Here is a 21,987-nt window from a genome sequence, read left to right as displayed (position 1 = left end):
TCAGCGGCCCGCGGGGAGCAGGGACGAGATGCGCAGCGCCGACGTGCCGAGCCCGGTCGGCTGCCCGAGCCGGGGGTGGTGGCCGAGTTCGGTGTCGGTGTACCGGCCGACGCTTTCGTGCCAGTGCGCGATCCCGGCCATCCAGTTCCGGAAGTGCTCGACGTACGCGTCGAGCGTGTCCGGGGCGAGGCCGCGGCCGGCGAGCAGCACGGGCAGTTCGACGTCCGCCGTGTGGCGGAACTCGGCGAGCCGGGCCCGGACCAGGTCGCCGACCACGGCGAAGGCGCGGTCCTCGGTGCAGTCCAGGAAGTTCCGGACCACCAGGACGCCGTTGTGCAGCTCGCCCTCGAACCGGATCTCCTTCCGGTAGGAGTACAGGTCGTTCAGCAGGGCGGCGTAGTCGCCGGCGCTGTTTTCGAGCGTGTGCACCGGCCGGGTCCCGGCCAGCTCGGCCGGTACGGCGCCCCGGCGCGCGAGAGCCGCGGTGAGGTCCGAGCCGAAGGTCCGGCGCCGCATCTCGATGTAGTCGATCGGGTCCGGGATGCGGTTCTGCGCCTGGTTCGCCAGCTCCCAGAGCCAGCTCGACGTCATCGTGTCGACCGCGCGCCGCACCGGAAGCCGGTCGGCCGGTGCCGTTCGCGCCCACAGGTCGGCCAGTCCCGACTCGAGCGCGTTCAGCGGAGCGGGCGCCGGCGAGCCGTCCAGCGGCATGCACGCCGACAGGCGCAGGTTGGCCGCCTTCGCCGCCGCGAGGTCGCGGGTCGGGCCGAACACCACCGGGTAGTAGTCGTCGGCGTAGGTGCCCCAGGTGAGCCAGTCACTGGTGACGTCCAGCTCGTCCGCCGTCGCGTCCGGGTGGATGCCCGCCGCGCACAGCGGCAGGTCCGCGGCGCGCAGCTTCCGCTCGTCCCAGACGACGCCGTCGAGGAAGCCGGTCCGTCGCGCCCAGTCGACGTTGCGGCGGCGGCAGGACTCCAGGTGCGGGCTGAGCCGCAGCGGGAACGGCGCTTCGAGAAGCGGCGGCGCGGAAACTTCGCCGAACGGGGTGTGGGAGTACGCGCGCAGCCGCTGCGGCGCGGTCGCGAGCACCGACGCGAAGATGCGCGCCGCGGACGTCCCGAGCCCGGTCACGGCACCCGGCTCCGGGCCGGTCAGCGCCCCTTCGTTCATGTACCGGCTGGAGCGCAGGTGCCACTCGTGCCCGCCGGCCTGCCAGTCCTGCAGCCCCTTGACGTAGGCGAACGTCGCCGCGCGGGCGGCCGGGTCGACGCCGTGCTCGTCGAACAGCGCGGGGACCTCGGTGAGCGCGGTGTGCTCGAACTGGTGCAGCCGCGAGGTGATCAGGTCGTTGACGGCGTCGGCCGCCTGCTGGGTCGGGATGCCGAGGAACTCCTCGAGCACGAGCACGCCGTTGGACAGCTCGCCTTCGTCCTGCACCTCGCGCTGGTAGGAGAAGAGGTCGTTGCGCAGGTGGACGCTGTCGGCGAAGCAGTCGCGCAGCACTTCCAGCGGCCGCGTCGCGGCGATCCGGTCCGGCACCTCGGCGTGCAGCGAGTGCTCGATCAGGTTCGCCGACCACGGCGCGCCGCCGACCTTCCGCCGCATCTCGACGTACTCGATCGGGTTGGCGAGCCGGCCCTCGTTGATGTTCGCGAGTTCCCACAGCGACTCGTCCAGCAGCGCCTTCGTGCTGTCGATGAACCGCTTCCGCCAGCCGGCCGACCGGTGCGGCACGGTCCGGGCCCACAGATCGGCGAGCCCGCGTTCGACGGGGTTCTCCGGCTTCGCGGTGATTTCGCCGTCGGCGGGCATGAACCGCTCGAGCCGGTCGAGGTGGGTGCGCGCGCTGTCGATGTCGCCGGTGCGCTTGTACAGCTCGACGAAGTGGTCGTCGAAGTAGAAGACCCAGACGTACCAGTCGGTGATCAGGTCGAGCTCTTCGGCGCCGGCGTCCGGGTGGGTGTAGGCGCAGAGGAGGGCGTAGTCGTGGGAATCGAGGTCGTGCTCGGTCCAGATCACGGTGCCGTGCTGCGGCACGTCGATCATGTCGAGCCCGGCCGCCCACGCCTTGCTGTGCACGCGCGCGCCTTCGAGGTGCGGGTTCAGCCGGGCGGGGTGGGGGAGGTAGAACTCGGGGAGGACGAAGGGCTGCTCAGGCACCCTGTGAGGCAACCAAAGGACGCCGGTGCCCGCCAAGGCCCGCGGCCGGGTTGCACACGAACGGGCCGGACGCGTCCCCCGGCCGGCCCAGCGGGGGTCACGACCCGGTCAGCACCGGCCGGGCGGCCATCGCACGATGGGGGACGAACCCCGAGCGAGGAGAGCGCATGACCGAGGAAACCCGAGTGACCCACAACCCGGACGAAAGCCGCTACGAGGTGTGGGTCGGCGACAAGCTCGCGGGGATGGCGTTCTACGACCGGCGCGGCGAGTTGACGGTGTTCACGCACACGGAGATCGACGACGCGTTCGCCGGGAAGGGGCTGGGCAGGGTGCTGGCGGCGGGCGCGCTGGACGACGTCGTGGCGGCGGGTCGGACGATCGTGCCGGTGTGCCCGTTCATCGCGGGGTACCTGCGGAAGAACCCGGGGTACGAGGACCACGTGCGCTGGCCGAAGGGCTGAGGACGGGCCCGGCGGGAGGGGCGGGCGGTCCGGGTGCCCTGAACGGCTCGTGTGGGATGTCGCCGCGGCGGCGGGTGAGCGGGGAGCGGGCGTGGGTCGAGAGCTGCACTCGGCTACTGGGATGCCCTGAAGGACTCGTTCAGGGCGTCGGGCGCGGTGAACGACTCGTTCATGACGTTCCGGGGGAACCCGGCCGCCGCGTCGCTCGCCCACTGACCGTCGCGAAGGGCCGCCGGCTGGGCCGAAAGCGTGAGTGGCGCTGGGCCGTACGGGTCCAGAAGGAGAGGTATGTCCGGTTCCATTGGTTATTAACCAACCTTCGTCGGTGTTGCGTTGGTTGCTCGGCAACGAAAGTGACCGGCGCAGGCTTCGAACCGGCAAACTGGAGGAAGTTGATGACTCCCCGGAAGACCGCTCTCAAGACCTTCGCCGTCTTGTCGGCAGTGGCGCTGACGAGCGGCGTGTGCGCGTCGGCGGCCACCGCGTCCCCACTGGCCTTCGCCGAGATGCAGGCCCACGCCATCACCAACGCCACCCAGGTCGCGCAGACGCTGGGCGCCGCCTCCGGGGGTGTCTACCTGGAGAAAGGCAAGGCCGTCGTGAACGTCGTCGACGACGCCGCGCTGCAGAAGGTGCAGGAGGCCGGGCTCAGCGCCAAGAAGGTCAAGCACACCTTCGCCGCGCTCACCGGCGTCAAGAACCAGCTGGACGCGGTGAAGAACGTGCCGCAGACCGCGTGGGGCATCGACACCAAGACCAACCAGGTCGTGGTGAAGGTCTACGACGCGGCCAGCAAGGAGACCGCCGACAAGGTGTCCGCGGCCGCCGCGAAGTACGGCGACAGCGTCCGCGTCGAGCACCGGACCGGCAAGCTCGAGCTGCACATCCAGGACGGCGACGCCATCCAGAACAGCCAGGGCCGCTGCTCGCTCGGCTTCAACGTGACCAAGGGCGGCGAGCCGTTCCTGCTCACCGCCGGGCACTGCACCAACCTCGGCGGCACCTGGTCCGGCGGCGACGTCTCCGGGGCCGAGGTCGTCGAGAGCGACTGCCCCGGTGCCGACTCCGGCCTGTTGACCCGCCCGAACGGCTCCGGCCCCGGCGAGATCAACACCGGCCAGAAGATCACCTCCGCGGCCGAGCCGACCGTCGGTGAGCAGATCGAGAAGCAGGGCTCGACCACCGGTGGCGGCAGCGGCGAGGTCACCTCGGTCGACGAGTCGGTCAACTTCGACGTCGGCGTGCTCAACCACGAGTTCGGCACCACCGCGCACACCGACCACGGCGACTCCGGCGGCCCGGCGTACGACGGTGAGAAGGGCCTCGGCACGCTGTCCGGCGGCGACACCGTGACCAGCTACTTCTACCCGCTCACCCTGGAGCTGCAGGCGTACGGCCTCGAGCTCGCCTGACAAGAAGCCGGAAGGCCCCCTTTCACACGCGTCGAGGGCGCGTGAAAGGGGGCCTTTCTCATGCCTCCAGCCGCTTCGCGCGGTAGACGGCGTCGGTGTGGTGCCCTTCGCCGCGCGTCTCGCACGTCTCGACGACCCACTGCCACGGGTCGCCCAGGAACGTCGTGATCTCCTCCGGCTCGAAGTACAGCTCCTCGGGCGGCTTCTGGCCGTCGAACTCGCGCATGGCCTTCGGCGAGTGGCCGACGACCAGCAGCGACCCGCCCGGCTTGATCGCCGCCGCGGCCGCGGTGAAGACGTCGCGGCGCAGGGCCGGCGGCAGGTGCATGTACTGCGCCGAGATCAGGTCGTACTGCTCTTCCGGCTGCCACTTCAGGATGTCGCGGTGCAGCCAGCGGACGGTCACGCCCGCCTCCTTCGCCGCTTCTTCCGCGCGGGCGAGCGCGACGGTCGAGATGTCGGCGCCGTCGACCGTCCAGCCCGCCTTGGCCAGCCAGATCGCGTCGCCGCCCTCGCCGCAGCCGAGGTCGAGGGCGTGCCCGGGGGTCAGCCCGGCGACCTCGGAGCTGAGGTTCGCGTTGACGTTCCCGCTCCAGATCCGGTGCTCGTCGCGCTGGTACATCTCCTCCCAGAACTCCTGCTTGAGCATGTTCTCGACGATCATCGGCTGGTCGTGCGCGTGGGCCATGGTTCCTCCTCGGTGACGTCCCCAGCATGCGGAGGACGTCACCGAAGAGGCAAATCGTGTTGCCGATCCGGCAACTCAGGCCGTGCCGTACACCTGCATCTCGTACAGCGAGTAGCCGTACGCCGTGCCGCGCGTGACGCCGTTCATCCGCACGTACCGGCCGGTGCCCGAGAGCCCGGTGAGGTCGTCCGCGCCGCCGTTGCCGGTGGTCGTGCTGTAGATCGTCGTCCAGGTGGTGCCGTCGGCGGAGGTCTGGATGCTGTACGCCTTCCCGTACGCGGCTTCCCAGCTCAGCTTGACGTGCGAGATCGCCTTCGCGGCGCCGAGGTCGACGCGCAGCCACTCCGACGCCGACCCTTCCTTGGAGGCCCAGCGCGTGCTCGTCAGGTTGCCGTCGAAGGCCGCGCTCGCCGGGTAGGACGCCGACTCGGTCGACGACGCCGTCGCGGTTTTGCCCTGCGAGAGCAGGGTTTCGGTGCCGCCGCCCCCGGTGACGGTGACGCCCAGCGAAGCGGTGTTCGTCCCGCCGGTGATCGTGACGGTCGCCGAGCCGGGTGCGGCGTTCGCGGCGGCGGCCACCGTGACCGTCGAGCTCCCGCCGGCCGGCACCGACGCCGGGGCGAAGGACACGGTAACGCCGGCGGGGGCGCCGCTCGCGGACAGCGCGACGGCGTCCGTGGCCGTCACGGTGGCCGTCGCCGACGCGCCCGGCGCGACCGACACCGACGACGGCGCCACGCTCAGGCCCGAGGTGCTGCCCGCCGCGGTGAACGTCCACCGCGCCTGCGTCCCGGAGCAGCTGCCCGCGGTGAGCGTGGTGCCCGAGGCGCGGAAGCACTTCTTGCTCGTCTGGATGTCGGAGATCGTGCCGTCGGGGTTGATCGACCACTGCTGGGCCGGCCCGCCGCTGCACGTCTGCAGGACGATCGAGCTGCCCGAGATGCCCGCGCACTTGTCGTTGATCACGAGGAAAGCGCCGTGGAAGGTGAACCGCTGGGCGGCGCTTCCGGTGCAGGCGGCCACCTTCAGCGTCGAGCCGCTGCTCGGGGCTTCGAGGCAGGTGCCCGTGGAGTTGTTCTTGTACTGCCCGACCGTGGTGTTCGGCTGCGCGCCGCCCCAGCACTCACCGGTGCCGGTGTTGAAGATCGGCGTCGCGTCGTACGGCTTGTTCGACGGCGGGTCGACGACGACCGGCTCCATCACCGGCGTGTTGTCGGGGTTGTAGTGCGTGAGCGCGTCCTCGCAGTCGATCGCGTCGAAGGCGCTGCCGCCCTGGCCGCCGAGCCAGAGGTCGATGTGGCGCAGCCCGGGTCCGCCGTTCGGGCCCTGGCTGTTCCAATCGTCGGAACACTCGTCGCAGCCGTCCTCCATGATGAAGTACTTCTTGACCCGCGGCACCCAGACCTTGGTGCCGGGCTTGAGTTCGTCGCTGCTGGTGGCGAAGGTGATCGGGTCGGCGTAGCTGCCCTTGCCGCCCGCGGTGTCGTGGATCTGCGGGTAGGAGATGTCGCCGCCGGGCGGTGTGTTGTCCCACCAGCCGTAGAAGGTGAGGAAGGTCGGTTGCGTGGTGGCCGCGTTCGCCGTGCCACCGGTGGTGAGCGCGGTGGCCAGGGCGAGGAACAGGGTCACGACGAGCACGAGCGCGCGCCGGGTCATGCTGCCTCCGGGAGGACTGGACGGACGATGACTGCGGCGTGGCTCCCAGGTTCGCCGGGCGGTGGCGGCGCGTCAACCCCCTTCGTAAACTTTCCTGACGAACACGCGTTCCGTGTCCCGGTCGCTGGGAACCCGGTGGTGGGTAAGCGCTTTCCTCGGTGAAGATGGCGGCATGAGCGAACAGCGGGAAATCGTGGTCACCGGCGGCGGCACCGGCATCGGGCTGGCGATCGCCGCCCGGTTCGCGGCGGCGGGCGAGCGGGTGACCGTCACCGGGCGGCGCAAGGACGTGCTCGAAGCCGCGGCGGAGCGGATCGGCGCGCGGGCAGTGGTCTTCGACGCGAGCGACCCGGCGGCGGTGCAGGCCGCCTTGGCCGAGCTGCCGGAGCGGATCGACGTCCTGGTCAACAACGCCGGCGGCAACACCGACCGGGTCCGCGAGGCGCCGGCGCCCGGCGACCTGGCCGGGCTGGCCGACGCGTGGCGCGCGAACTTCGAGGCCAACGTCGTCTCCGCGGTCCTCGTCACGACGGCGTTGAAGCCGCGCTTCGCGGACGGCGTGCGCGTGGTGACCCTCGGCTCGATCGCGGCGAAGCAGGGCTCCGGCTCCTACGGCGCGGCGAAAGCGGCGATCGAGGCGTGGAACACCGACCTCGCGCGGCAGCTCGGCGCCGCCGGCTCGGCCAACGTCGTGGCGCCGGGCGTCACCCTCGACACGGAGTTCTTCCACGGCACGGTTTCCGAAGAATGGGTGAACGCGCGCGTCTCCGTCGCCTTCGACAAGCGGGCCGGCACCCCGGACGAAGTCGCCGAAACGGTGGTGTTCCTGGCCGCGCCGGGCGCCGGGCACATCACCGGGCAGGTCGTGCACGTGAACGGGGGCGCGTACGGGGCCCGCTAGGCCATCCGGGTCGCAAGCCGGCCTGAACCCCCACAGGGGCGCCGGTTCTCTCCATGGTGGAAGGGAGACCAGTCCACCGGCAGAGAGGTGTGATCCGCCGTGACGGCAGCATCCGCAACCCCGGCCCTCCCGACGACGCGACCGGCCGGATGCCCGTTCGACCCGCCCGGGAGCTACGCCGAGCTGCGGGAAACCGACCCGACGTCGCAGGTCCGCTGCCCGGCGGGCATGGACGCCTGGCTGGTGACGCGCTACCAGGACGTCCGCGCGGTGCTCGCCGACCGCGCGCTGAGCTCCCGCGGCGCGTCTTCGGTGCACGTCAACCCGAACGCCGACCTCGACGAGGAGGTCAGCCCGGGGTCGATCATCCAGCTCGACGGCGCCGCGCATTCGCGGCTGCGCAAGAAGGTGATCGCGGAGTTCACCGTGCGGCGCGTGGAGGCGCTGCGCGGGTACGTCCAGGAACTGGTCGAGAGCCACCTCGACGCGATGCTCGCGAAGCCGGGACGGGCGGACCTGGTGGCGGACTTCGCGCTGCCGATCCCGTCGCTGGTGATCTGCGAGCTGCTCGGCGTGCCGTACGCGGACCGCTCGCGGTTCCAGCGGCAGAGCGGCTTGCTGGTCAGCACCGACGCCACCCCGGAGGAAGGGAAGCAGGCGTACGACGAGCTTTCCGCCTTCCTGGCCGAGCTGTTCACCGATAAGCGGCGGAATCCGCAGGACGACCTGTTCAGCCGGCTGATTTCCCGCGGCGAGTCGGACGGCGACCCGCTGTCGATGGAGGAGCTCGTCGTGCTCGGGCTCAGCCTGCTGGTGGCGGGGCACGAGACGACGGCGAACATGATCGCGCTCGGCGCGCTGGTCCTGATGGAGCAGCCCGAGGGGCGGGACGTCGTGCTGGCGAAGCCGGAACGCGCGGTCGAGGAGCTGCTGCGGTACCTCTCGGTCGTGCAGTTCGGGGTGCTGCGGTACGCGACTTCCGACGTCGAGGTCGGCGGGCGCGCGGTGAAGGCGGGGGAGTGGCTGGTCGCCGCGTTGAACTCCGCGAACCGCGACGAGGAGCTGTTCCCCGGCGCGGACAAGCTCGACTTCGATCGCGAATCGCCGCGCACGCACGTCGCGTTCGGCTTCGGCGCACACCAGTGCGTCGGCCAGCAGCTGGCGCGCGTCGAGCTGCAGGAGGCGTTGACGCGGTTGTTCCGCCGCGTCCCCGACCTGCGGCCGGCGGTGCCGCGGGAGTCGTTGTCGTTCAAGCACAACACGCTCGTGTACGGGGTGCGGGAGCTGCCGGTGGCGTGGGGCTGAAAATCGGACGCGGTCGTCGCGCGGGCGGGTTGCCGTTTCCGGCAACGCGCTGATGGAGCCGAGTAACCCCGGGAGCGCACGGGTCCAGAGAGCCGCCGGCAGCTGGCGGTCCCGTGTCCCGGGGTGAAGACCCTCCGGAGTGCGGGGAGGAACGGCGCCCGCGCTCCCCAAGGTTCCGCGTCGGGAGGGTGATGAGTCCCGTATCTTGACCGCCGAACTGGACCTCTACCGGACCGTCGTCACCGCTTCGCTGCCGACGATCCTCGACCACGCGCCGGTCGCGTTGCGGCACCCGGCGCTGAAGGCGAGGTTCGCCGCGGCCGCGGCCGCCGTGCGCGGGTTCCGGTCCACAGTGGACAGCGAGGCGCACACGCCCGAGATCGTGGCGTCGGCGACCGAATCCGGGGCGAACGTCTTCGGCATCGACCACTTCGGCCGGCCCGCCTACCTCGCGCAGTACACCAGCCTGGACGCCGAACTGGGCTTCGTCCGTGACCACCACGACGTCATGGCGGTGCTGCGGGACGTGCTCGCGGGGATGGCGGGCGACCTCGTCACCGTCCCCGCCGAAATCCGGAGATCCACTTCGCCGAGGCGCCGGACTTCCTCGGCGTGCCGGCCGACGAGCCGGACCTCGCGCCCGCGGGAGCACGGCTCGGAGTTCCTGTTCGCTCACCGGCTACCCGATGGCGAAACGGCCGTTCTCCACGCACCCGGAACCGGCCCGGCTACTCGAACAGCTTCGACCTGCTGTTCCGCGGCCTGGAGCTGGTGACCGGCGGCCAGCGGCCGCACCGGCACGCCGACCACCTCCAGGCGTTCGCGCACGGCGTGCCGCCCCACGGCGGGTTCGCGATCGGTCTGGAACGCTGGACCGCGCGCCTCTTCGGCGCCGCGAACGTCCGGGAGGTCACGCTGTTCCCGCGTGACCTGCACCGGCTGACCCCGTGAGGAGCAGCATGACCGCACGCCGGCTCTGGGCGGCCGTGGAACCGTTGCACGCCGTCGTCTACTTCGCGCCCGAGACCGCGGCGGCGGCCAAGGCCGCCGGCCTGCGCGGGTACTGGATGGGGTACTTCGCGGGCCGCCTGGCGCCGCTGGGGCCGATCGGCCCGGAACCGGCGGCGGCGGTGTTGTTCGGCTTCGCGCCGGCGATGGTGGCGCGGGCCTTGCCGGACGCGTGGTCGTTCGCCTCGCCCGCGGCGGTTCTCGAGTCGCGGATCGACGCGGTCTCGACGGCGGTGCCCGCGGCGCCAGAACTGGCTTCGCTGCTGTGGCGCGCGGTCGACGCCTGCGATTTCGGCGGCCGTCCGCTGGCGGCGGCGTGGGCGGCGGTACCGAAGCCCGCGGACCCGGCGGCGGCGCTCTGGCTGGCGACGACGATCCTGCGCGAGCACCGCGGCGACGGCCACGTCCTGGCGGCGGTGCACGCGGGGTTGAGCGGGCTGGAGACGACGCTCACCCACATCGGTGATGGCGGGCTCGGCCGGGCGGACGTCCAGCCGCACCGGGGGTGGTCGGACGAGCAGTGGGACGCGGCGGTGGACCGGCTGCGGGCTCGCGGGGTGCTCGACGGGGCCGGCCGGCTGACCGACGCGGGCCGGGACCTGCGCCGCCGTGTCGAGGAAGACACGGATCGGCTGGCGGCCGCGCCGGTGGCGGCGCTGGGGGACGACTTCGAGCGGGCGCTGGAGCTGGCGGTCCCGCTGAGCCGAGCGGTGATCGACAGCGGCGTGGTCCCGGTGCCGAACCCGATGGGCGTACCCCGTCCCTGACGTCCGGCGTCAGCATCCCGGCAAAGTCGGTGTTGGAGGTCGCCGAAGGGAAGCCCAAGACGTTGGTCGGGCCGCCGTTGACCACGCCGGTCCGGCGGTTCGCAACGTCATGAACGGGTCGTTCACCGCGTCGGACGCGGTGAAAGGGGCGTTCATGACGTCCCGCAACCCGGGATCAGGGCGAACGACCCGGTCGGGCCCTTCGGCTCATGTCCGGCCGGAGGGGGCGTGACGGGTGTGACGGGCTGGGTCTGGTGCTGCGAGCCCGGGCGTATCCGCACGTCGGCCGCCGAACCCGCCCGCCACCGCGACTTGCCGGAACCCTGACGGCCGGCGAGGTGAACGAGTCGTTCATGACACCGGCGGCGGCCGCGGACCTGGCTTTCGACGTCACCCGGGCCGGCGGGTAGCCCTCCCGCCGGCCCGGGTCCCCGGGTTCCCCCGAGGTCATTCCTCCGCGCGGCCCGCCTGGCGCCGCAGGAGGTCGTACTGGCAGCTCAGCTCGTGGGCCTGGTCCTCGTACTCGCGCTTCGCCGTGAGGAACGGCCGCACGCTGTCGCTGTAGTGGCGCAGGTCGTCCTGCTCCAGCGAGCCGTCGCGGAAGGCCGTCCAGAACACCAGCGTCGCCGACACCACCATCACCAGCGCGACCAGCACCGCCATCAGCACGGCGAGGTCGTTCATGCCGGACAGCACGCCCTCCGTGTAGACCCGGACGAACATCACCACGCCCATCAGCCCGACCAGCAGGCCCACCGTGACGAGGCTGAGCTTCGACCCCATCGACAGCTTCGGCCAGTCCAGCTGCCGCTTGGCGTTCTTGTGCTGGCGCTGGTTGTGGCCGAGGTGGTGCAACGCCGTCGCCGCGCCGCCGGTGGCCAGCACCGAGATCACGATGCTGATCGCCAGCGGCAGGCCGAGCGGGTCGCTCCAGTCGACGTTGAACACGGAACTGGCCAGCCACAACATGATCGGCAGGTCGACCACCGTCACCGTGAGCAGCGTCAGCACCCGTGTCACGCGGCCGACGCGGCGGTGGCGCAGGCTGCCGCGCAGCTGCTCCAGCTCGATGAGCCGGTCGATCAGCTCGGCGCGGGCCTGCGCCTCGCCGACGGTCAGGTTCTGCCCGTGCGGGCCCACCACGTGGCCGTCCATGGCCCGGGTGGACCGGTAGGTCAGCTCCTGCACGCGGGCGAGGAGCAGGTCGCCGGCCGGCGTCTCGGCGCGGGGCCGCGGCTGGGGCAGCGGCAGGTTTCTCGTCTGGTCGGTGCTGGTCATGGCCGTGCCTCCTGGTCGGTCTACGTGCTCGGGCCGGGGCCCTGGTACGTGATCTCCACCCGCCTCATCCGGGCCGCCGCCGCTTCGTCGAACCGCCCGCCGGTCATCGCGGTGACCCCGGGTTCGGTGCCGGTGCCGGTGGCGTCGACCCGCTGGGTCACCCCGGCCCCGGTGAGCGCGCCGGCGACGGCACGCGCTCGCTGTTCCGCCAGTTCCCGCCGCCCCGCGTCGGTCGACCCGGGCGGGTCGGCCGCGAAGCCGCGGACGGTGACCGGCGCGCTCGTGCGGCCGGCCGTGATGCTGCCCGCCAGCGACCGCAGCAGGTCGCCGGCGGATTCGGAGAGCACCGCGGAGTCCCCGGCGAAGCCGAGCGCGGCGTCCGAAACCGTGGTGGTGACCTCGCCCCGCGGGCCGGTCACCGACGTCACCCCGGGCACGGGCACGACCGGCGTCGCCGCGGTGGCCCGCGACGGCTCGGCCGGCACCCGGCTCTGGCCGACGTCGCAGGCGGCCGCACCGGCCGCCCGGCAGATCGCCTGCCAGTACGCCGCGAGCCGCTCGCGCGCCGGTGTGGGCAGCGGCGGCTGCGGCCCGGCGACCGACCCGAGCCCGGTGAAGACGACGTGCCAGCCGCCCAGCCCCGGCAATTGCCGGGCGGCGGTCAGCTGCCCGGCGACGGCCGCGGGGTCGGCCGCCCAGCCGACCTGCCGGAGGTCGAACGCCCCGCCGGTGCTCAGGCCGCTGCTGTCGACGACCAGGGTCCCGGCGGCCACCCCGCGGACGGCGTCGGCGATGCCGGTGAGCAGGTCGAGCCCGCTCTTGCGGGCCGCGGTGGCGCCGATCGCGTCGACGGCGCTCGCCACGTTCCGGTCGATCAGCGACGGCCGCGAAAGGCCGTGTTCCAGGGAACCGTCGGCGCGCCGCGGGGTCAGCACGACCGAGCGCCGGTCCCCGCCGTCGGCGGCCGAGACCAGCACGACGCTGCTCTTGCCCGAGCCCTGCTGCGAGACGTTCCCGCTGTTCGCGGCGTCACGCAGCACGGCGAGAACGGCATCGCCGACAGCGGCCCGCGGCTCGTTCGCCGTCCCGCTGACGACCACCACGACCCGGTCCCCACCGCTGGGGACGACGTTGCGCGCCGGCACCGCACAGCCACTCACGAAGGCGCCGGCGGCCATCAGCCCGGCAAATGCCACCCGAGTGACACGTGCGGGGCGTGACGTCGCGTTCCGCAGGTTGAGCGAGGTGTTCTTAAGCTGCATGACGACCTCCCGAAGGTCGGTGGCGCCACTCCAGGTTGGCATTTGCCCTGTAACGATGTCAATTGACAATGCGATGACATCAAGAAGTGGTCCCAGGTCGACGCCCTTTGTGTGATCAGGGAGCGCCGAACGCCGGACCCAAACGGACCGAATGGAGCAACTTCGCGGCCGGGTTGCGACGAGTGGCGGGACCGCGACGCGCAAGTGCCATGCGGAGAAGGGCAAGTGACATCCGAAGGGTAGGCTGAGGCGATGGCGAGATACGACGCCACCGTCGAGGGCGTCCGGAGCGTCTTCCTCAAGCTGAGGACGCGCAGCGGGCTCACCGTCGAGCGTCTCGACGCGACCGAGGTCGACGTCCGGCTGCTCGCCGAGCTCCCCGCCGTCCGCCGCCGCGTCCGCGAGACCGGCGCGTCCGAGGGCGAAGCGATCGTCGACGTCGTGACCGCGGCCGTCGCCGCGCTCGACCCGGCCGACCTCCTGATCGCCGACGCCGCGCTGGCCCTCGGTGTCCTCCGCGCGCGCGTGGGCGAGCGCCCCGAGGTCGAGCGGCTGTACGCCGACGACCTGGGGGAGCGCCGCCGGGCGCTGGCCGACGGGTGGGACGCCTTGCACGCGCTGGTCGGCGTCTCGAGCGAGTACCCGCCGCCGACCGTCCGCAGCCTGCGCGGCTCCATCGAGACCCGGACCCTGGGCGTGCTGGCCGAACGCTGCGCCCACGACGTCGAGCCGGTGGTGGCCGAGCCCGCCGTCGACACCGTGGGGTCCGTCGTGGTGGTCGGCAGCGCGGTGACCGATCACGTCGTGGTTTCGGACGAGCTGCCCGACGTCGGCGAAGCCGTCCAAGCGCAGTCCTTCGACGTGCACCCGGGCGGCAAGGGTCTTCTCCTCGCGGTCGCCGGGCGGCGCCTCGGCCTCGACGCGAAGCTCGTCACCGCGATCGGCGGCGATTCCCAGGCCCAGGACCTGCTGCAGTTCATGCGCAAGGAAGGCCTGTCGACCGCGCTGGTCAAGGAAACCCCCGGCGTCGCCAACCCGCGGGCGCTGGTGCTCGTCAGCCAGACCGGCGAGACCCGGTACCTCGGCTGGATGAACAAGGACGACGTCTCGCTGTCCAGAGAGGACCTTCGCGCGCCGCGGGTCCGGGACGCGATGGCCGAAGCGGACGCCGTGCTCGTCACGCTCGAACCGCCGATGGACACGATCAAGTGGGCGCTCTCGTCGGCGGCCGCGCAGCCGCGGAAACCCTTGGTGCTGCTGCAGGCTTCGCCGCCCCGCGGGGCTCCGCAGCAGCTCTACCGGCTGCTGCGCGGGGTCGACTACCTGGTCGGCCGCGAAGGCGAGCTGCGCCGGCTGCTGTCCGATCCGGACAGTCCACAATCACTCGACGACCTCGCCCGGTCGCTGCTCGCACTCGGGGTGGGCGCCGTCTGTGTCGTGGAGAATTTTGGTTGTAGTATCCGCTCGAGCGTGATCTCCCGCGACATCGAGGGCCCGCCGGTCCCGCTCGACGACGCACCAGGCGTCCGCGAAGCTTTTTCCGCGGCGCTCATCCAAAAACTCATTCAAGAGGGTGCCGGCCGGAGCCGCGAGGAAGCCCTGCACTGGGCGATCGCGGCGATGGCGACGAACCCGACTCTCGACGAGATCGCCGACTCGATGCCGGGTCTCGAGGAGGTCGAGCGCACCCTCGAGACCGACCAGAGCCTGGAGACCCCGTGACCGGAGCAGTGGTGCACCAGCTGGAGGGAGCGGAGGGGGCGTTCCGCGCGATCGTCCTCGACGGCGGGCCCGAGTGGATGAACCCGCCGAGCGCGGCGGTCTACGGCGAGCCGTCGGACGGGTGTCCCGTCCGCATCCACTCCCGGTGCCTCTACGGCGAAATCTTCGAGTCCACGAACTGCGACTGCCGGTGGCAGCTGCAGGAGTCCCTCCGCATCATCCGGAGGCACGGCTCCGGCGTGCTGGTGTACCTCGACCAGGAGGGGCGCGGCGCGGGCCTGTTCGCGAAAGCGGCGGGGTACGAGCTGTCGCAGCGGAAGAACCTGGACACCTTCGCGAGCTACGCCGAACTCGGGTACAAGGCCGACAGCCGGTCCTACGCGGCCGCGGCGGCCCTGCTGACGCAGTTCGGGCTCACCTCGGTGCAGCTGCTGACCAACAACCCCGACAAGATCTCGGCGCTCGAAGCGGCGGGCATCAAAGCGGAGATGCGCCAGCTGGTGCAGCCGGACCCGAGCACGGAGACGGTCCGGTACCTCGCGGCCAAGGAAGTCCACGGGCACGCGATCCTGCCGCGCCCCGCCTGAGCCTCCCGTGTCGATTCCGGGTCCGCCCGTTCGACGCACCGGTGACCACACCCGGACAAGGGAGGAACCCATGACCCTGCTCGCAGGCAAGAACGCCGTCGTCTACGGTGCCGGCGGCCGGATCGGCTCGGCCGTCGCCGCCGCGTTCGCCGAGGAGGGCGCCACCGTTTTCCTCGCCGGGCGGACCCTCGCGCGGCTGGACGAGGTCGCCGGGCGGATCCGGGACGCCGGTGGGACGGCCGAGGCCGCCGAGGTCGACGCGCTCGACGAGCGGGCCGTCGACGAGCACGCCGATGCCGTCGCCGCGCGGGGTGGGCTGCACGTTTCGTTCAACCTCATCGCGCACGGCGACGTCCAGGGCACGCCGCTGGCCGACATGGCGCTCGCGGACTACGAACGGCCGGTGCTGACCGCCGTGCGCACGCAGTTCCTGACCGCCCGGGCGGCGGCGCGGCACATGATCCCGCAGCGCTCGGGCGCCATCCTGCTGTTCGGCGGCGCGGGGGACCCCGTGCGGGAGTTCCCCGTCGGGGGGCTGCAGGTGGCTTTCCACGCGCTCGAGGCGATGCGCCGTCAGCTCGCCGCCGAGCTGGGGCCGCACGGGATCCGGACGGTGACGCTGCGGACGGGCGGCATCACCGAGGTGCTCCCGGCCGGGTTCCCGGGCCGCGACAAGATCGAGGAGAGCATCGTGGGCCAGACGATGCTCGGCCGCGCGGCCACCCTCGCCGACGTCGGCGCGGTCGCGGCGTTCGTGGCGTCGGACCGGGCCCGCACGATGACGGCGGCCACGGTCAACGTCAGCTGCGGCGCGCTGGTCGACTAGCGGCGGGACGAGATCTGCTGGACCGCCCAGGCGTTGCCGTCCGGGTCGGTGAAGTTCACGAAGCCCACGTTGTCGAGGTCGGCCTTGCCGTCCCACGGACCCGTGCCGACGACCTGGATCTCCCCGGCGTCCACGCCGCGTTCGAGCAGCTCCGCGTGCGCCTTCGGGAGGTCCTTGACGACGAGCTGCAGCCCCTTCATCGACCCCGGCGGCATGTCCGGGACCGCGCCCTTCCCGATCACCACCGAGCAGCCCGAGCCCGGCGGGGTCAGCTGGACGATCCGGACACCTTCCGCGGGCGCCACGTCGTGGTCGAGCGTGAAGCCGAGCTGATCGGCGTAGAAGGCCTTGGCGCGGTCGATGTCGGACACCGGCACCACGACCACTTCGAGCGTCCAGTCCATGGGCTTCACGCTACTTGGCCGAAGCCTCCCGCTGCTCGACGACGAGGCGCTGGTGCCGGGCCGCGCGGACCCGGTCACCGCAGGTCGTGGAGCACCAGCGGCGGCGGGCGTGCTCGCGGAAGAAGAAGCGGACGCAGCCGTGGGCCTCGCACGGGCGGACCAGCCGGCCGAGGTCACCGCCGACGACGTCGATCGCGTCGCGGGCCAGTGCCGCCACGGCCTCGTCGGCGGTGCCCGGCCGGGTGCTGCGCCATTCGCGCAGTGGCCCGTCCCGCCAGGTGAGCTGGGGCGCGGCGGCGTCGGCGCGGGCGGCCGCGTTCACCGCCGTCACGGCGGCGGCGTCGGGGACGCGGTCTTCCGCCAGCGCGGCCAGCAGCTCGCGGACGGCGCCCCGGAGTTCGCCGAGGCGGGCGACGTCGGCCGGGCCCAGGTCCGCGGCCGCCAGGTCGTGCCGGCGCAGCCAGCCGGCGGCGGCGCGCGGTTCGGCGAGGTCGTCGACTTCGCCGGTGGCGCTCAAGCGCCGGGTGTTGACCAGCGCCAGCGCGGGTGAGCGCTCCTCGCCGGGTGCCGCAGTGACCACGTTCGCCTCCCGAGTCCGGTGCCCAGTTTCCCGTGCCCGTTGACAGCCTACCTGTCTCATGGATAAATAGAAAAGTAACCATGAGACGTGAGGAGACACCGATGGTCACCGTGCACCACCGCCACGCCACCGTCGCCGGGCACCGGCTGTTCTACCGGGAGGCCGGGCCCGCGGACGCGCCCACGATCGTGCTGCTCCACGGGTTCCCGACGAGCTCGCACATGTTCCGCCACCTGATCCCGGCGCTGGCCGACCGCTACCACGTCGTCGCGCCCGACTACCTGGGCTCGGGTGCGTCGGACGCCCCTTCGGTGGCCGAGTTCACCTACACCTTCGACGCGCTCGCCGACCTCACGCTCGGCCTGCTCGACGAGCTCGGCCTGAGCCGCTTCGCGCTCTACATCCAGGACTTCGGCTCACCGGTCGGCCTGCGCATCGCGGCCGGCCACCCCGAGCGGGTGACGGCGATCGCCACGCAGAACGGCAACGCCTACGTCGAAGGGCTGGGCGCCGGCCTGCCGCAGAAGCTCGCCGCGGGCACGCTGACCGAGGACGACCTGCGGGCCATGGTCACCCTGGAGGCCACCAAGGCGCAGTACCTCGACGGCGCACCCGACCCGTCGCTGGTCAGCCCGGACGTCTGGATCCACGACCAGGCCCTGCTCGACCGCCCCGGCGCAGCCGAGATCCAGATGGCGCTGCTCGCGGACTACCACCACAACATCGGCGTGTACCCGAAGTTCCACGAGTACTTCCGCACCAGCGGCGTCCCGCTCCTCGCGGTCTGGGGCGGCAACGACGAGATCTTCATCGCCGACGGCGCCCGCGCCTACGCCCGCGACCTGCCCGAGGCGGAGATCCACCTGCTCGACACGGGGCACTTCGCGCTGGAGACGCACCTCGACGCCATCGCCGGCTACGTCCGCGGCTTCCTGGGCCGGGTGCTGGGCTAGGGCATGTCCTGCAAGCGGTTGAGCTGGACTTCCGGTAATTGTGCCCGGTGATTGGTCGCGGTGAGTTGACGGACAAGGCCTGGGCGGTGATCGAGCCGTTGCTGCCACCGCAGCAAAGCGGTGGCAGGCGGTGGCGGGATCACCGCCAAGTCATCAACGCGATCCTGTGGAAACTCCGCACCGGCGCGCCGTGGCGAGACCTGCCCGACCGTAACGGACCGCGGAAAACCGCGCACGAACGATTGCGGCTGTGGACCAAGGACGGCACCTGGGCGCGGATCCTCGACCGGGTGATCGTCAAGGACGACGCCGTCGGCGACCTGGAGTGGATCATCTCGGTCGACTCCAGCGTGGTCCGGGCGCACCAGCATGCTGCGGGCGCCTGGAAAAAGGGGGCTGCAGCGACGGGATCGAAGCCCTCGCCTGCGATGGGGAAGGACTCGGCCGGTCCCGCGGAGGATTGAGCACTACGATCCACCTCGCCGTCGAGGGGCGTGGCCTGCCGATACGGATCCTGCTCGCCCCAGGCCAAGCCGGCGACAACCCGCAGTTGCCGCCGCTGTTGGATGGCATCAGTGTCGCCCGGCTCGGGCCTGGGCGTCCGTGGTGCCGGCCGGAGACGGTGATCGCGGAGCGCGATGACCAGATCGCCCGCCGTCGCCAAGGCTTCCGCGGCGGGCGACCATCAGCCTTCGATGCCGAGGTCTACAAGCAACGCAACGTGGTGGAACGCTGCTTCAACCGGCTCAAGCAGTTCCGTGACCTAGCCACCTGCTACGCCAAACGCGCCGCCTCCTACCAGGCTGAACTCACCATCGCCGCGATCGTTCTTCGGCTCCGATGACTTACAGGACAGCTCCTAATCGCCGAGGAGGCGCGAAAGGGCGTCCCGCGCTTTCGCGTCCTTCTCCGCCAACGCGGTCAGCTCCCGCGCCAGTGCCGCGAGCCAGTCGTCGACCGTGGCTTCCTTGCGGCTGATCACCACGCCGCGGACCACCTGGTGGATCTCCGCCGCGACGCCGCCGTGTGGGGCCGCCGTCAGGACCAGGACCCGGTCCGGCGTGGTGACGCGCACCGCGACCGCCTGGCCGGTGCGGCCCGCGACGCGGTCGGCGAACGTGCGCCGCCGGTCGATCTCCACCATGCCCGGCGGCAGTGCGCTGCCCAGCGTCTCGGACAGGACCCGTTGGTAGGACTCGACGTCCGCGCGGTCCGTGCGCAGGGCCGCCGCCACCAGGTGGAAGTCCAGCTCGGCGCCCATCAGTCGGTGAGGGGCAGCACGAGCTGCGGTTTGGCGATGCGGTGGTCGGCGCGCAACGGCTTGACCGCCGTGCCGATCGCGAAGAACTCCGTTGTGTGCCCGCCCCAGCGGTGCGGTAGCGAAAGCAGCTGCACGCCGACGATGCCCTCCGCCGCCAGCTGTTCCGCTTCCGCCTGCATGCGCGACATCGCGAGTTCGCGCGCGTCGTACAACGCCTCGGTGTACTGCGGGATCTCGACGTTCTGGCCGATGTTGCCCACCAGCTGCCGGAACCGCTGGTGCGCGATGTGGTAGACGCACGTCCCCATCACCATGCCCAGCGGCGCGTACCCGGCCTGCACCAGCGTCCAGAAGTCCTGTCCGGACAGGTCCGAGGTGAACGGCTTTCCGGTGTTGTTGCGCCATTCGCCGGGTTCGTCGGCCTTGACCGCCGTGCCGACGGCGATGAACTCGGCGAGGTCGCTGCCGAACTCCTTGAACTCGATCTCCAGCCGGACCGCGACGATGCCGTCGGCGCCGAGGACGTCCGCCTCCGCCTCCATCCGCGCCATCGCGAGCTCGCGGGCGTGGTACATCGCCTGGGAGAGCCGGTCCAGCTCCTGGTTCTTGTTCCACCGTCCCATTTGGAACCCGACGTGGTAGACGCTCGAGCCGAGCACCAGCCCGAGCGGCCGGAAACCGGCTTCGCGCACGAGGAGGAACTCGTTGACGCTCAGGTCGGAGGTGAACAGGCCGGCCTTCCCGCCGGGCCGCATTTCGGCGAGCCGGCGCATCGCATCCTCGGGGATGTGCTGCGCGGCGGGGTCCGCGGTGGTCACGAAGCCTCCTTCAGGAACGGTTCAACGGCAGGATCTTGAGCGCGCTCGTCGGTGCGGCGCGGCCGGGGTGGAAGCGGGCGATCGCGGTGCCGGTCACGGTGGCGATGCCGGCCACCGCGATCTCCTGCACCGGCCACGTCCGCAGCGTCAGGCGCGAGACGATGCCGCCGTCGGCGCCGCTTTCGCGGATCCCGCGGGCGAACTCCGCGCGAGCCGCGCCGCGGACCTCGTTGACGACGTGGGTGGGCAGGTCGACTTCGGTGTTGCCGGCCCAGACCGACGTCTGGTTCTGCATGTTGTAGTCGTACTTCGCGCGCCCGGCGACGCCGATCACCAGGCGTGCGGGCACCCAGCCGGCCTGCATCAGCTTCCCGACGTCCTGGCCCGGCAGCTCGGTGGTGAACAGCCGCCCCGGCCGTTGCCGGGTGTCGGCGCGCACGGCCGTGCCCAGCGCGGTGAACTCCCGCATGACGTCGTCGAGCGAGGTGAGCGTGAGGGTGATGCCGAGGACCCCGTCGGCCCCGATCGCTTCCGCTTCCTGCCCGAGCCGGTCGAGCGCGATCCGGTAGCCCTCGCGCAGCGCCCCGGAAAGCAGCTCGACCTGGTCGGCGGCGGCCCAGGAAGCGGCTCCCGGCCAGCCGGCGCGCTGCACGACGCAGCCCATGACCTCGCCGACGGGGGAGAAGCCCGCGACTTCGGCGCCGACCGCGCCGGGCACGCTCAGCAGCGACGTCGTCAAGCCGGACGCGGCGAAGCGCTCGACGCGTTCCCGCGCCACGGGCGGCAGGCCACGACCGTCCCAACCGGGCACTGCGGACCTCCTTCGACCGGGCTCTTTTCCCATCGTGGCACGAATCCGCGGGAGCGCGCGGACCGAGCACGGGTATGTCCGGAAGGTCCGGTCAACGCCAGCCGTCTTCGCCGAAGCCGAGGGTGACCGGGCCGCGGCGGATCCCCGCCACCGTCTCAGACGGCAGCACCTCGTCCAGGAACCCGAAGTCCGGCCGCCGGTGCCGCGCGTGCCACTGCGCGATCTCGTGCCAGCCCGGGGCGGCGAGCGCGCCCCCGAAGTGCTGGACCGACAGGCTCGCCGTCAAGCACGCGAAGCGCAGCCGCTCGGCCAGGGGCCAGCCCGTCAGCGTCGCGGCGACGAACCCCGCCCCGAAGACGTCGCCCGCGCCCGTCGCGTCGAGGACGTCGACCGGCAGGGCCCCGACCGCCGCCGTTTCGCCCGTCGTGCCGTCGACCGCCAGCACGCCGTCGCCGCCGCGGGTGATCACCGCGATCGGGACCAGGTCCGCCAGCTTCGCCAGCGCCGCTTCCGGCGTAGCCGTGCGGGTGTAGGCCATCGCTTCGACGTCGTTCGGCAGGAACGCGTGGCAGCACCCCAGCTGGTCGAGCAGCGCCGCCGACCACGCCTCGGACGGGTCCCAGCCCACGTCGGCGAAGACGAGGCTGCCGGCCTGGTGCGCGTCGTGGACCCACTCCGCCGTGTCGAGGCCGATGTGCACGACCGTCGCGCGGCTCGGCGGCGGCGAGCCCGCCAGCTCCGCGACCGGGACGGGCGGCGCGTGGCCGTGGGTGATCATCGCGCGGTCGCCCGCGTAGGCGAGGGAAACGGTCACGGGGGAGTGCCACTCGGGGAACTGCCGCGAACGGGACAGGTCGATGTGCTCCTGCCGCGAAAGGACGTCCCAGCAATAACGCCCGTAGACGTCGGTGCCGAACGCGGCCGCCAGCGACGTCCGCAGGCCGAGGCGGCTCAGCGCGACGGCGAAGTTCGCGATCCCGCCCGGTCCGGAGCCCATCCCGCCCGTCCACACCTCCGTGCCCGGCGCCGGTGGTTGTTCGAGGCCGGTGAACACCAGGTCGAAGAACAGCGGGCCGGAGAGGAAGACATCGGTCTCGGGTACGGGCTCAGCCGGCACGGGCGCC

General features: G+C 71.9%; 22 protein-coding genes and 1 pseudogene. 12 read left to right on the top strand and 11 right to left on the bottom strand.

The features are described from left to right. Positions 1–2,160, bottom strand: a complete 2,160-nt coding sequence (locus ACLJQM_RS39100) for a terpene synthase family protein (protein ID WP_410635370.1) — start codon at positions 2,158–2,160, stop codon at positions 1–3. Positions 2,161–2,327: 167 nt separating this feature from the next. Here ACLJQM_RS39100 and ACLJQM_RS39095 point away from each other — a divergent pair, with 167 nt between their 5' ends. Together ACLJQM_RS39095 and ACLJQM_RS39090 are read left to right on the top strand one after the other, a co-directional pair. Beyond that, a complete protein-coding gene (locus ACLJQM_RS39095; protein ID WP_410635369.1) occupies positions 2,328–2,624 on the top strand; it encodes a GNAT family N-acetyltransferase in 297 nt (98 codons plus the stop codon). A gap of 395 nt (positions 2,625–3,019) precedes the next feature. Further along, a complete protein-coding gene (locus tag ACLJQM_RS39090; RefSeq protein ID WP_410635368.1) occupies positions 3,020–4,036 on the top strand; it encodes a S1 family peptidase in 1,017 nt (338 codons plus the stop codon). Between the two features lie 58 nt (positions 4,037–4,094). Here the strand turns inward: ACLJQM_RS39090 and ACLJQM_RS39085 are convergent, their stop codons facing one another. Beyond that, positions 4,095–4,724, bottom strand: a complete 630-nt coding sequence (locus ACLJQM_RS39085) for an SAM-dependent methyltransferase (RefSeq protein ID WP_360778985.1) — start codon at positions 4,722–4,724, stop codon at positions 4,095–4,097. 75 nt (positions 4,725–4,799) lie between these two features. Continuing rightward, positions 4,800–6,380: a discoidin domain-containing protein gene (locus ACLJQM_RS39080; protein ID WP_410635366.1), complete on the bottom strand. Its 1,581-nt coding sequence runs from the start codon at positions 6,378–6,380 to the stop codon at positions 4,800–4,802. 172 nt (positions 6,381–6,552) lie between these two features. Here ACLJQM_RS39080 and ACLJQM_RS39075 point away from each other — a divergent pair, with 172 nt between their 5' ends. The 5 genes from ACLJQM_RS39075 to ACLJQM_RS39055 all read left to right on the top strand — a co-directional run bounded on the left by ACLJQM_RS39075 (position 6,553) and on the right by ACLJQM_RS39055 (position 10,361). Beyond that, complete coding sequence (locus ACLJQM_RS39075; protein ID WP_360778979.1) at positions 6,553–7,281, top strand: SDR family oxidoreductase; 729 nt, start codon at positions 6,553–6,555, stop codon at positions 7,279–7,281. Positions 7,282–7,380: 99 nt separating this feature from the next. Beyond that, positions 7,381–8,586: a cytochrome P450 gene (locus ACLJQM_RS39070; protein ID WP_410635365.1), complete on the top strand. Its 1,206-nt coding sequence runs from the start codon at positions 7,381–7,383 to the stop codon at positions 8,584–8,586. Between the two features lie 205 nt (positions 8,587–8,791). After that, positions 8,792–9,361 (top strand): hypothetical protein, encoded by a 570-nt coding sequence (locus tag ACLJQM_RS39065; RefSeq protein WP_410635363.1) that lies wholly within the window; start codon positions 8,792–8,794, stop codon positions 9,359–9,361. Beyond that, positions 9,358–9,537: an amino acid--tRNA ligase-related protein gene (locus tag ACLJQM_RS39060; protein ID WP_410635362.1), complete on the top strand. Its 180-nt coding sequence runs from the start codon at positions 9,358–9,360 to the stop codon at positions 9,535–9,537. The genes ACLJQM_RS39065 and ACLJQM_RS39060 overlap by 4 nt, the downstream gene beginning before the upstream one ends. Positions 9,538–9,545: 8 nt before the next feature. Further along, a complete protein-coding gene (locus ACLJQM_RS39055; protein ID WP_360778974.1) occupies positions 9,546–10,361 on the top strand; it encodes an SCO6745 family protein in 816 nt (271 codons plus the stop codon). A gap of 447 nt (positions 10,362–10,808) precedes the next feature. On the opposite strand, the gene ACLJQM_RS39050 is transcribed toward ACLJQM_RS39055, so the two are convergent. Continuing rightward, positions 10,809–11,639 carry a hypothetical protein gene (locus ACLJQM_RS39050; RefSeq protein ID WP_247014197.1) on the bottom strand — a complete coding sequence of 277 codons (831 nt, stop codon included), beginning with the start codon at positions 11,637–11,639 and terminating at the stop codon, positions 10,809–10,811. 20 nt (positions 11,640–11,659) lie between these two features. Then, positions 11,660–12,799 carry an OmpA family protein gene (locus ACLJQM_RS39045; RefSeq protein WP_410635361.1) on the bottom strand — a complete coding sequence of 380 codons (1,140 nt, stop codon included), beginning with the start codon at positions 12,797–12,799 and terminating at the stop codon, positions 11,660–11,662. Positions 12,800–13,153: 354 nt separating this feature from the next. Between ACLJQM_RS39045 and ACLJQM_RS39040 the strand changes: the two genes are divergently transcribed. From ACLJQM_RS39040 to ACLJQM_RS39030, 3 genes are all read left to right on the top strand, one after another. Beyond that, positions 13,154–14,623, top strand: coding sequence for a PfkB family carbohydrate kinase (locus tag ACLJQM_RS39040; RefSeq protein WP_247014193.1), 1,470 nt, complete (start codon positions 13,154–13,156; stop codon positions 14,621–14,623). Then, positions 14,620–15,210, top strand: coding sequence for a GTP cyclohydrolase II (locus ACLJQM_RS39035; RefSeq protein ID WP_360778966.1), 591 nt, complete (start codon positions 14,620–14,622; stop codon positions 15,208–15,210). The genes ACLJQM_RS39040 and ACLJQM_RS39035 overlap by 4 nt, the downstream gene beginning before the upstream one ends. Positions 15,211–15,280: 70 nt before the next feature. Beyond that, complete coding sequence (locus tag ACLJQM_RS39030) at positions 15,281–16,036, top strand: SDR family NAD(P)-dependent oxidoreductase (RefSeq protein WP_360778963.1); 756 nt, start codon at positions 15,281–15,283, stop codon at positions 16,034–16,036. Here ACLJQM_RS39030 and ACLJQM_RS39025 read toward each other — a convergent pair. Beyond that, positions 16,033–16,440 (bottom strand): VOC family protein, encoded by a 408-nt coding sequence (locus tag ACLJQM_RS39025; RefSeq protein ID WP_360778960.1) that lies wholly within the window; start codon positions 16,438–16,440, stop codon positions 16,033–16,035. The genes ACLJQM_RS39030 and ACLJQM_RS39025 overlap by 4 nt on opposite strands. Before the next feature lie 10 nt (positions 16,441–16,450). Beyond that, complete coding sequence (locus ACLJQM_RS39020) at positions 16,451–17,020, bottom strand: CGNR zinc finger domain-containing protein (RefSeq protein ID WP_410635358.1); 570 nt, start codon at positions 17,018–17,020, stop codon at positions 16,451–16,453. A 101-nt stretch (positions 17,021–17,121) separates the two neighbouring features. Between ACLJQM_RS39020 and ACLJQM_RS39015 the strand changes: the two genes are divergently transcribed. Together ACLJQM_RS39015 and ACLJQM_RS39010 are read left to right on the top strand one after the other, a co-directional pair. Next, complete coding sequence (locus tag ACLJQM_RS39015) at positions 17,122–17,973, top strand: alpha/beta fold hydrolase (protein ID WP_410635357.1); 852 nt, start codon at positions 17,122–17,124, stop codon at positions 17,971–17,973. A gap of 50 nt (positions 17,974–18,023) precedes the next feature. After that, positions 18,024–18,817: pseudogene (locus ACLJQM_RS39010) on the top strand (IS5 family transposase). A 15-nt stretch (positions 18,818–18,832) separates the two neighbouring features. Here ACLJQM_RS39010 and ACLJQM_RS39005 read toward each other — a convergent pair. From ACLJQM_RS39005 to ACLJQM_RS38990, 4 genes are all read right to left on the bottom strand, one after another. Next, entirely contained in the window at positions 18,833–19,234 is a 402-nt protein-coding gene (locus ACLJQM_RS39005; protein WP_410635356.1) for a hypothetical protein, read from the bottom strand. Then, a complete protein-coding gene (locus tag ACLJQM_RS39000) occupies positions 19,234–20,052 on the bottom strand; it encodes a heavy metal-binding domain-containing protein (protein WP_410635354.1) in 819 nt (272 codons plus the stop codon). The genes ACLJQM_RS39005 and ACLJQM_RS39000 overlap by 1 nt, the downstream gene beginning before the upstream one ends. A gap of 10 nt (positions 20,053–20,062) precedes the next feature. Beyond that, positions 20,063–20,863, bottom strand: coding sequence for a heavy metal-binding domain-containing protein (locus tag ACLJQM_RS38995; RefSeq protein WP_247014180.1), 801 nt, complete (start codon positions 20,861–20,863; stop codon positions 20,063–20,065). A 91-nt stretch (positions 20,864–20,954) separates the two neighbouring features. Further along, complete coding sequence (locus ACLJQM_RS38990; RefSeq protein WP_360778949.1) at positions 20,955–21,980, bottom strand: PfkB family carbohydrate kinase; 1,026 nt, start codon at positions 21,978–21,980, stop codon at positions 20,955–20,957. Positions 21,981–21,987: the final 7 nt, after the last annotated feature.

It is taken from the genome of Amycolatopsis sp. cmx-4-83 (assembly GCF_046548815.1).
Taxonomy (GTDB): Bacteria; Actinomycetota; Actinomycetes; order Mycobacteriales; family Pseudonocardiaceae; genus Amycolatopsis; species Amycolatopsis pretoriensis_A.
This window is presented reverse-complemented; position numbering and strand designations above follow the sequence as displayed.

What these genes read in the sequence shown, in the direction of transcription:
- ACLJQM_RS39075 (WP_360778979.1), top strand. Translation starts at nt 6,553, where the DNA reads ATGAGCGAACAGCGGGAAATCGTGGTCACCGGCGGCGGCACCGGCATC.
- ACLJQM_RS39025 (WP_360778960.1), bottom strand. Translation starts at nt 16,440, where the DNA reads ATGGACTGGACGCTCGAAGTGGTCGTGGTGCCGGTGTCCGACATCGAC.
- ACLJQM_RS39040 (WP_247014193.1), top strand. Translation starts at nt 13,154, where the DNA reads ATGGCGAGATACGACGCCACCGTCGAGGGCGTCCGGAGCGTCTTCCTC.
- ACLJQM_RS39015 (WP_410635357.1), top strand. Translation starts at nt 17,122, where the DNA reads ATGGTCACCGTGCACCACCGCCACGCCACCGTCGCCGGGCACCGGCTG.
- ACLJQM_RS39030 (WP_360778963.1), top strand. Translation starts at nt 15,281, where the DNA reads ATGACCCTGCTCGCAGGCAAGAACGCCGTCGTCTACGGTGCCGGCGGC.
- ACLJQM_RS39095 (WP_410635369.1), top strand. Translation starts at nt 2,328, where the DNA reads ATGACCGAGGAAACCCGAGTGACCCACAACCCGGACGAAAGCCGCTAC.
- ACLJQM_RS39005 (WP_410635356.1), bottom strand. Translation starts at nt 19,234, where the DNA reads ATGGGCGCCGAGCTGGACTTCCACCTGGTGGCGGCGGCCCTGCGCACG.
- ACLJQM_RS39090 (WP_410635368.1), top strand. Translation starts at nt 3,020, where the DNA reads ATGACTCCCCGGAAGACCGCTCTCAAGACCTTCGCCGTCTTGTCGGCA.
- ACLJQM_RS39080 (WP_410635366.1), bottom strand. Translation starts at nt 6,380, where the DNA reads ATGACCCGGCGCGCGCTCGTGCTCGTCGTGACCCTGTTCCTCGCCCTG.
- ACLJQM_RS39085 (WP_360778985.1), bottom strand. Translation starts at nt 4,724, where the DNA reads ATGGCCCACGCGCACGACCAGCCGATGATCGTCGAGAACATGCTCAAG.
- ACLJQM_RS39055 (WP_360778974.1), top strand. Translation starts at nt 9,546, where the DNA reads ATGACCGCACGCCGGCTCTGGGCGGCCGTGGAACCGTTGCACGCCGTC.
- ACLJQM_RS39050 (WP_247014197.1), bottom strand. Translation starts at nt 11,639, where the DNA reads ATGACCAGCACCGACCAGACGAGAAACCTGCCGCTGCCCCAGCCGCGG.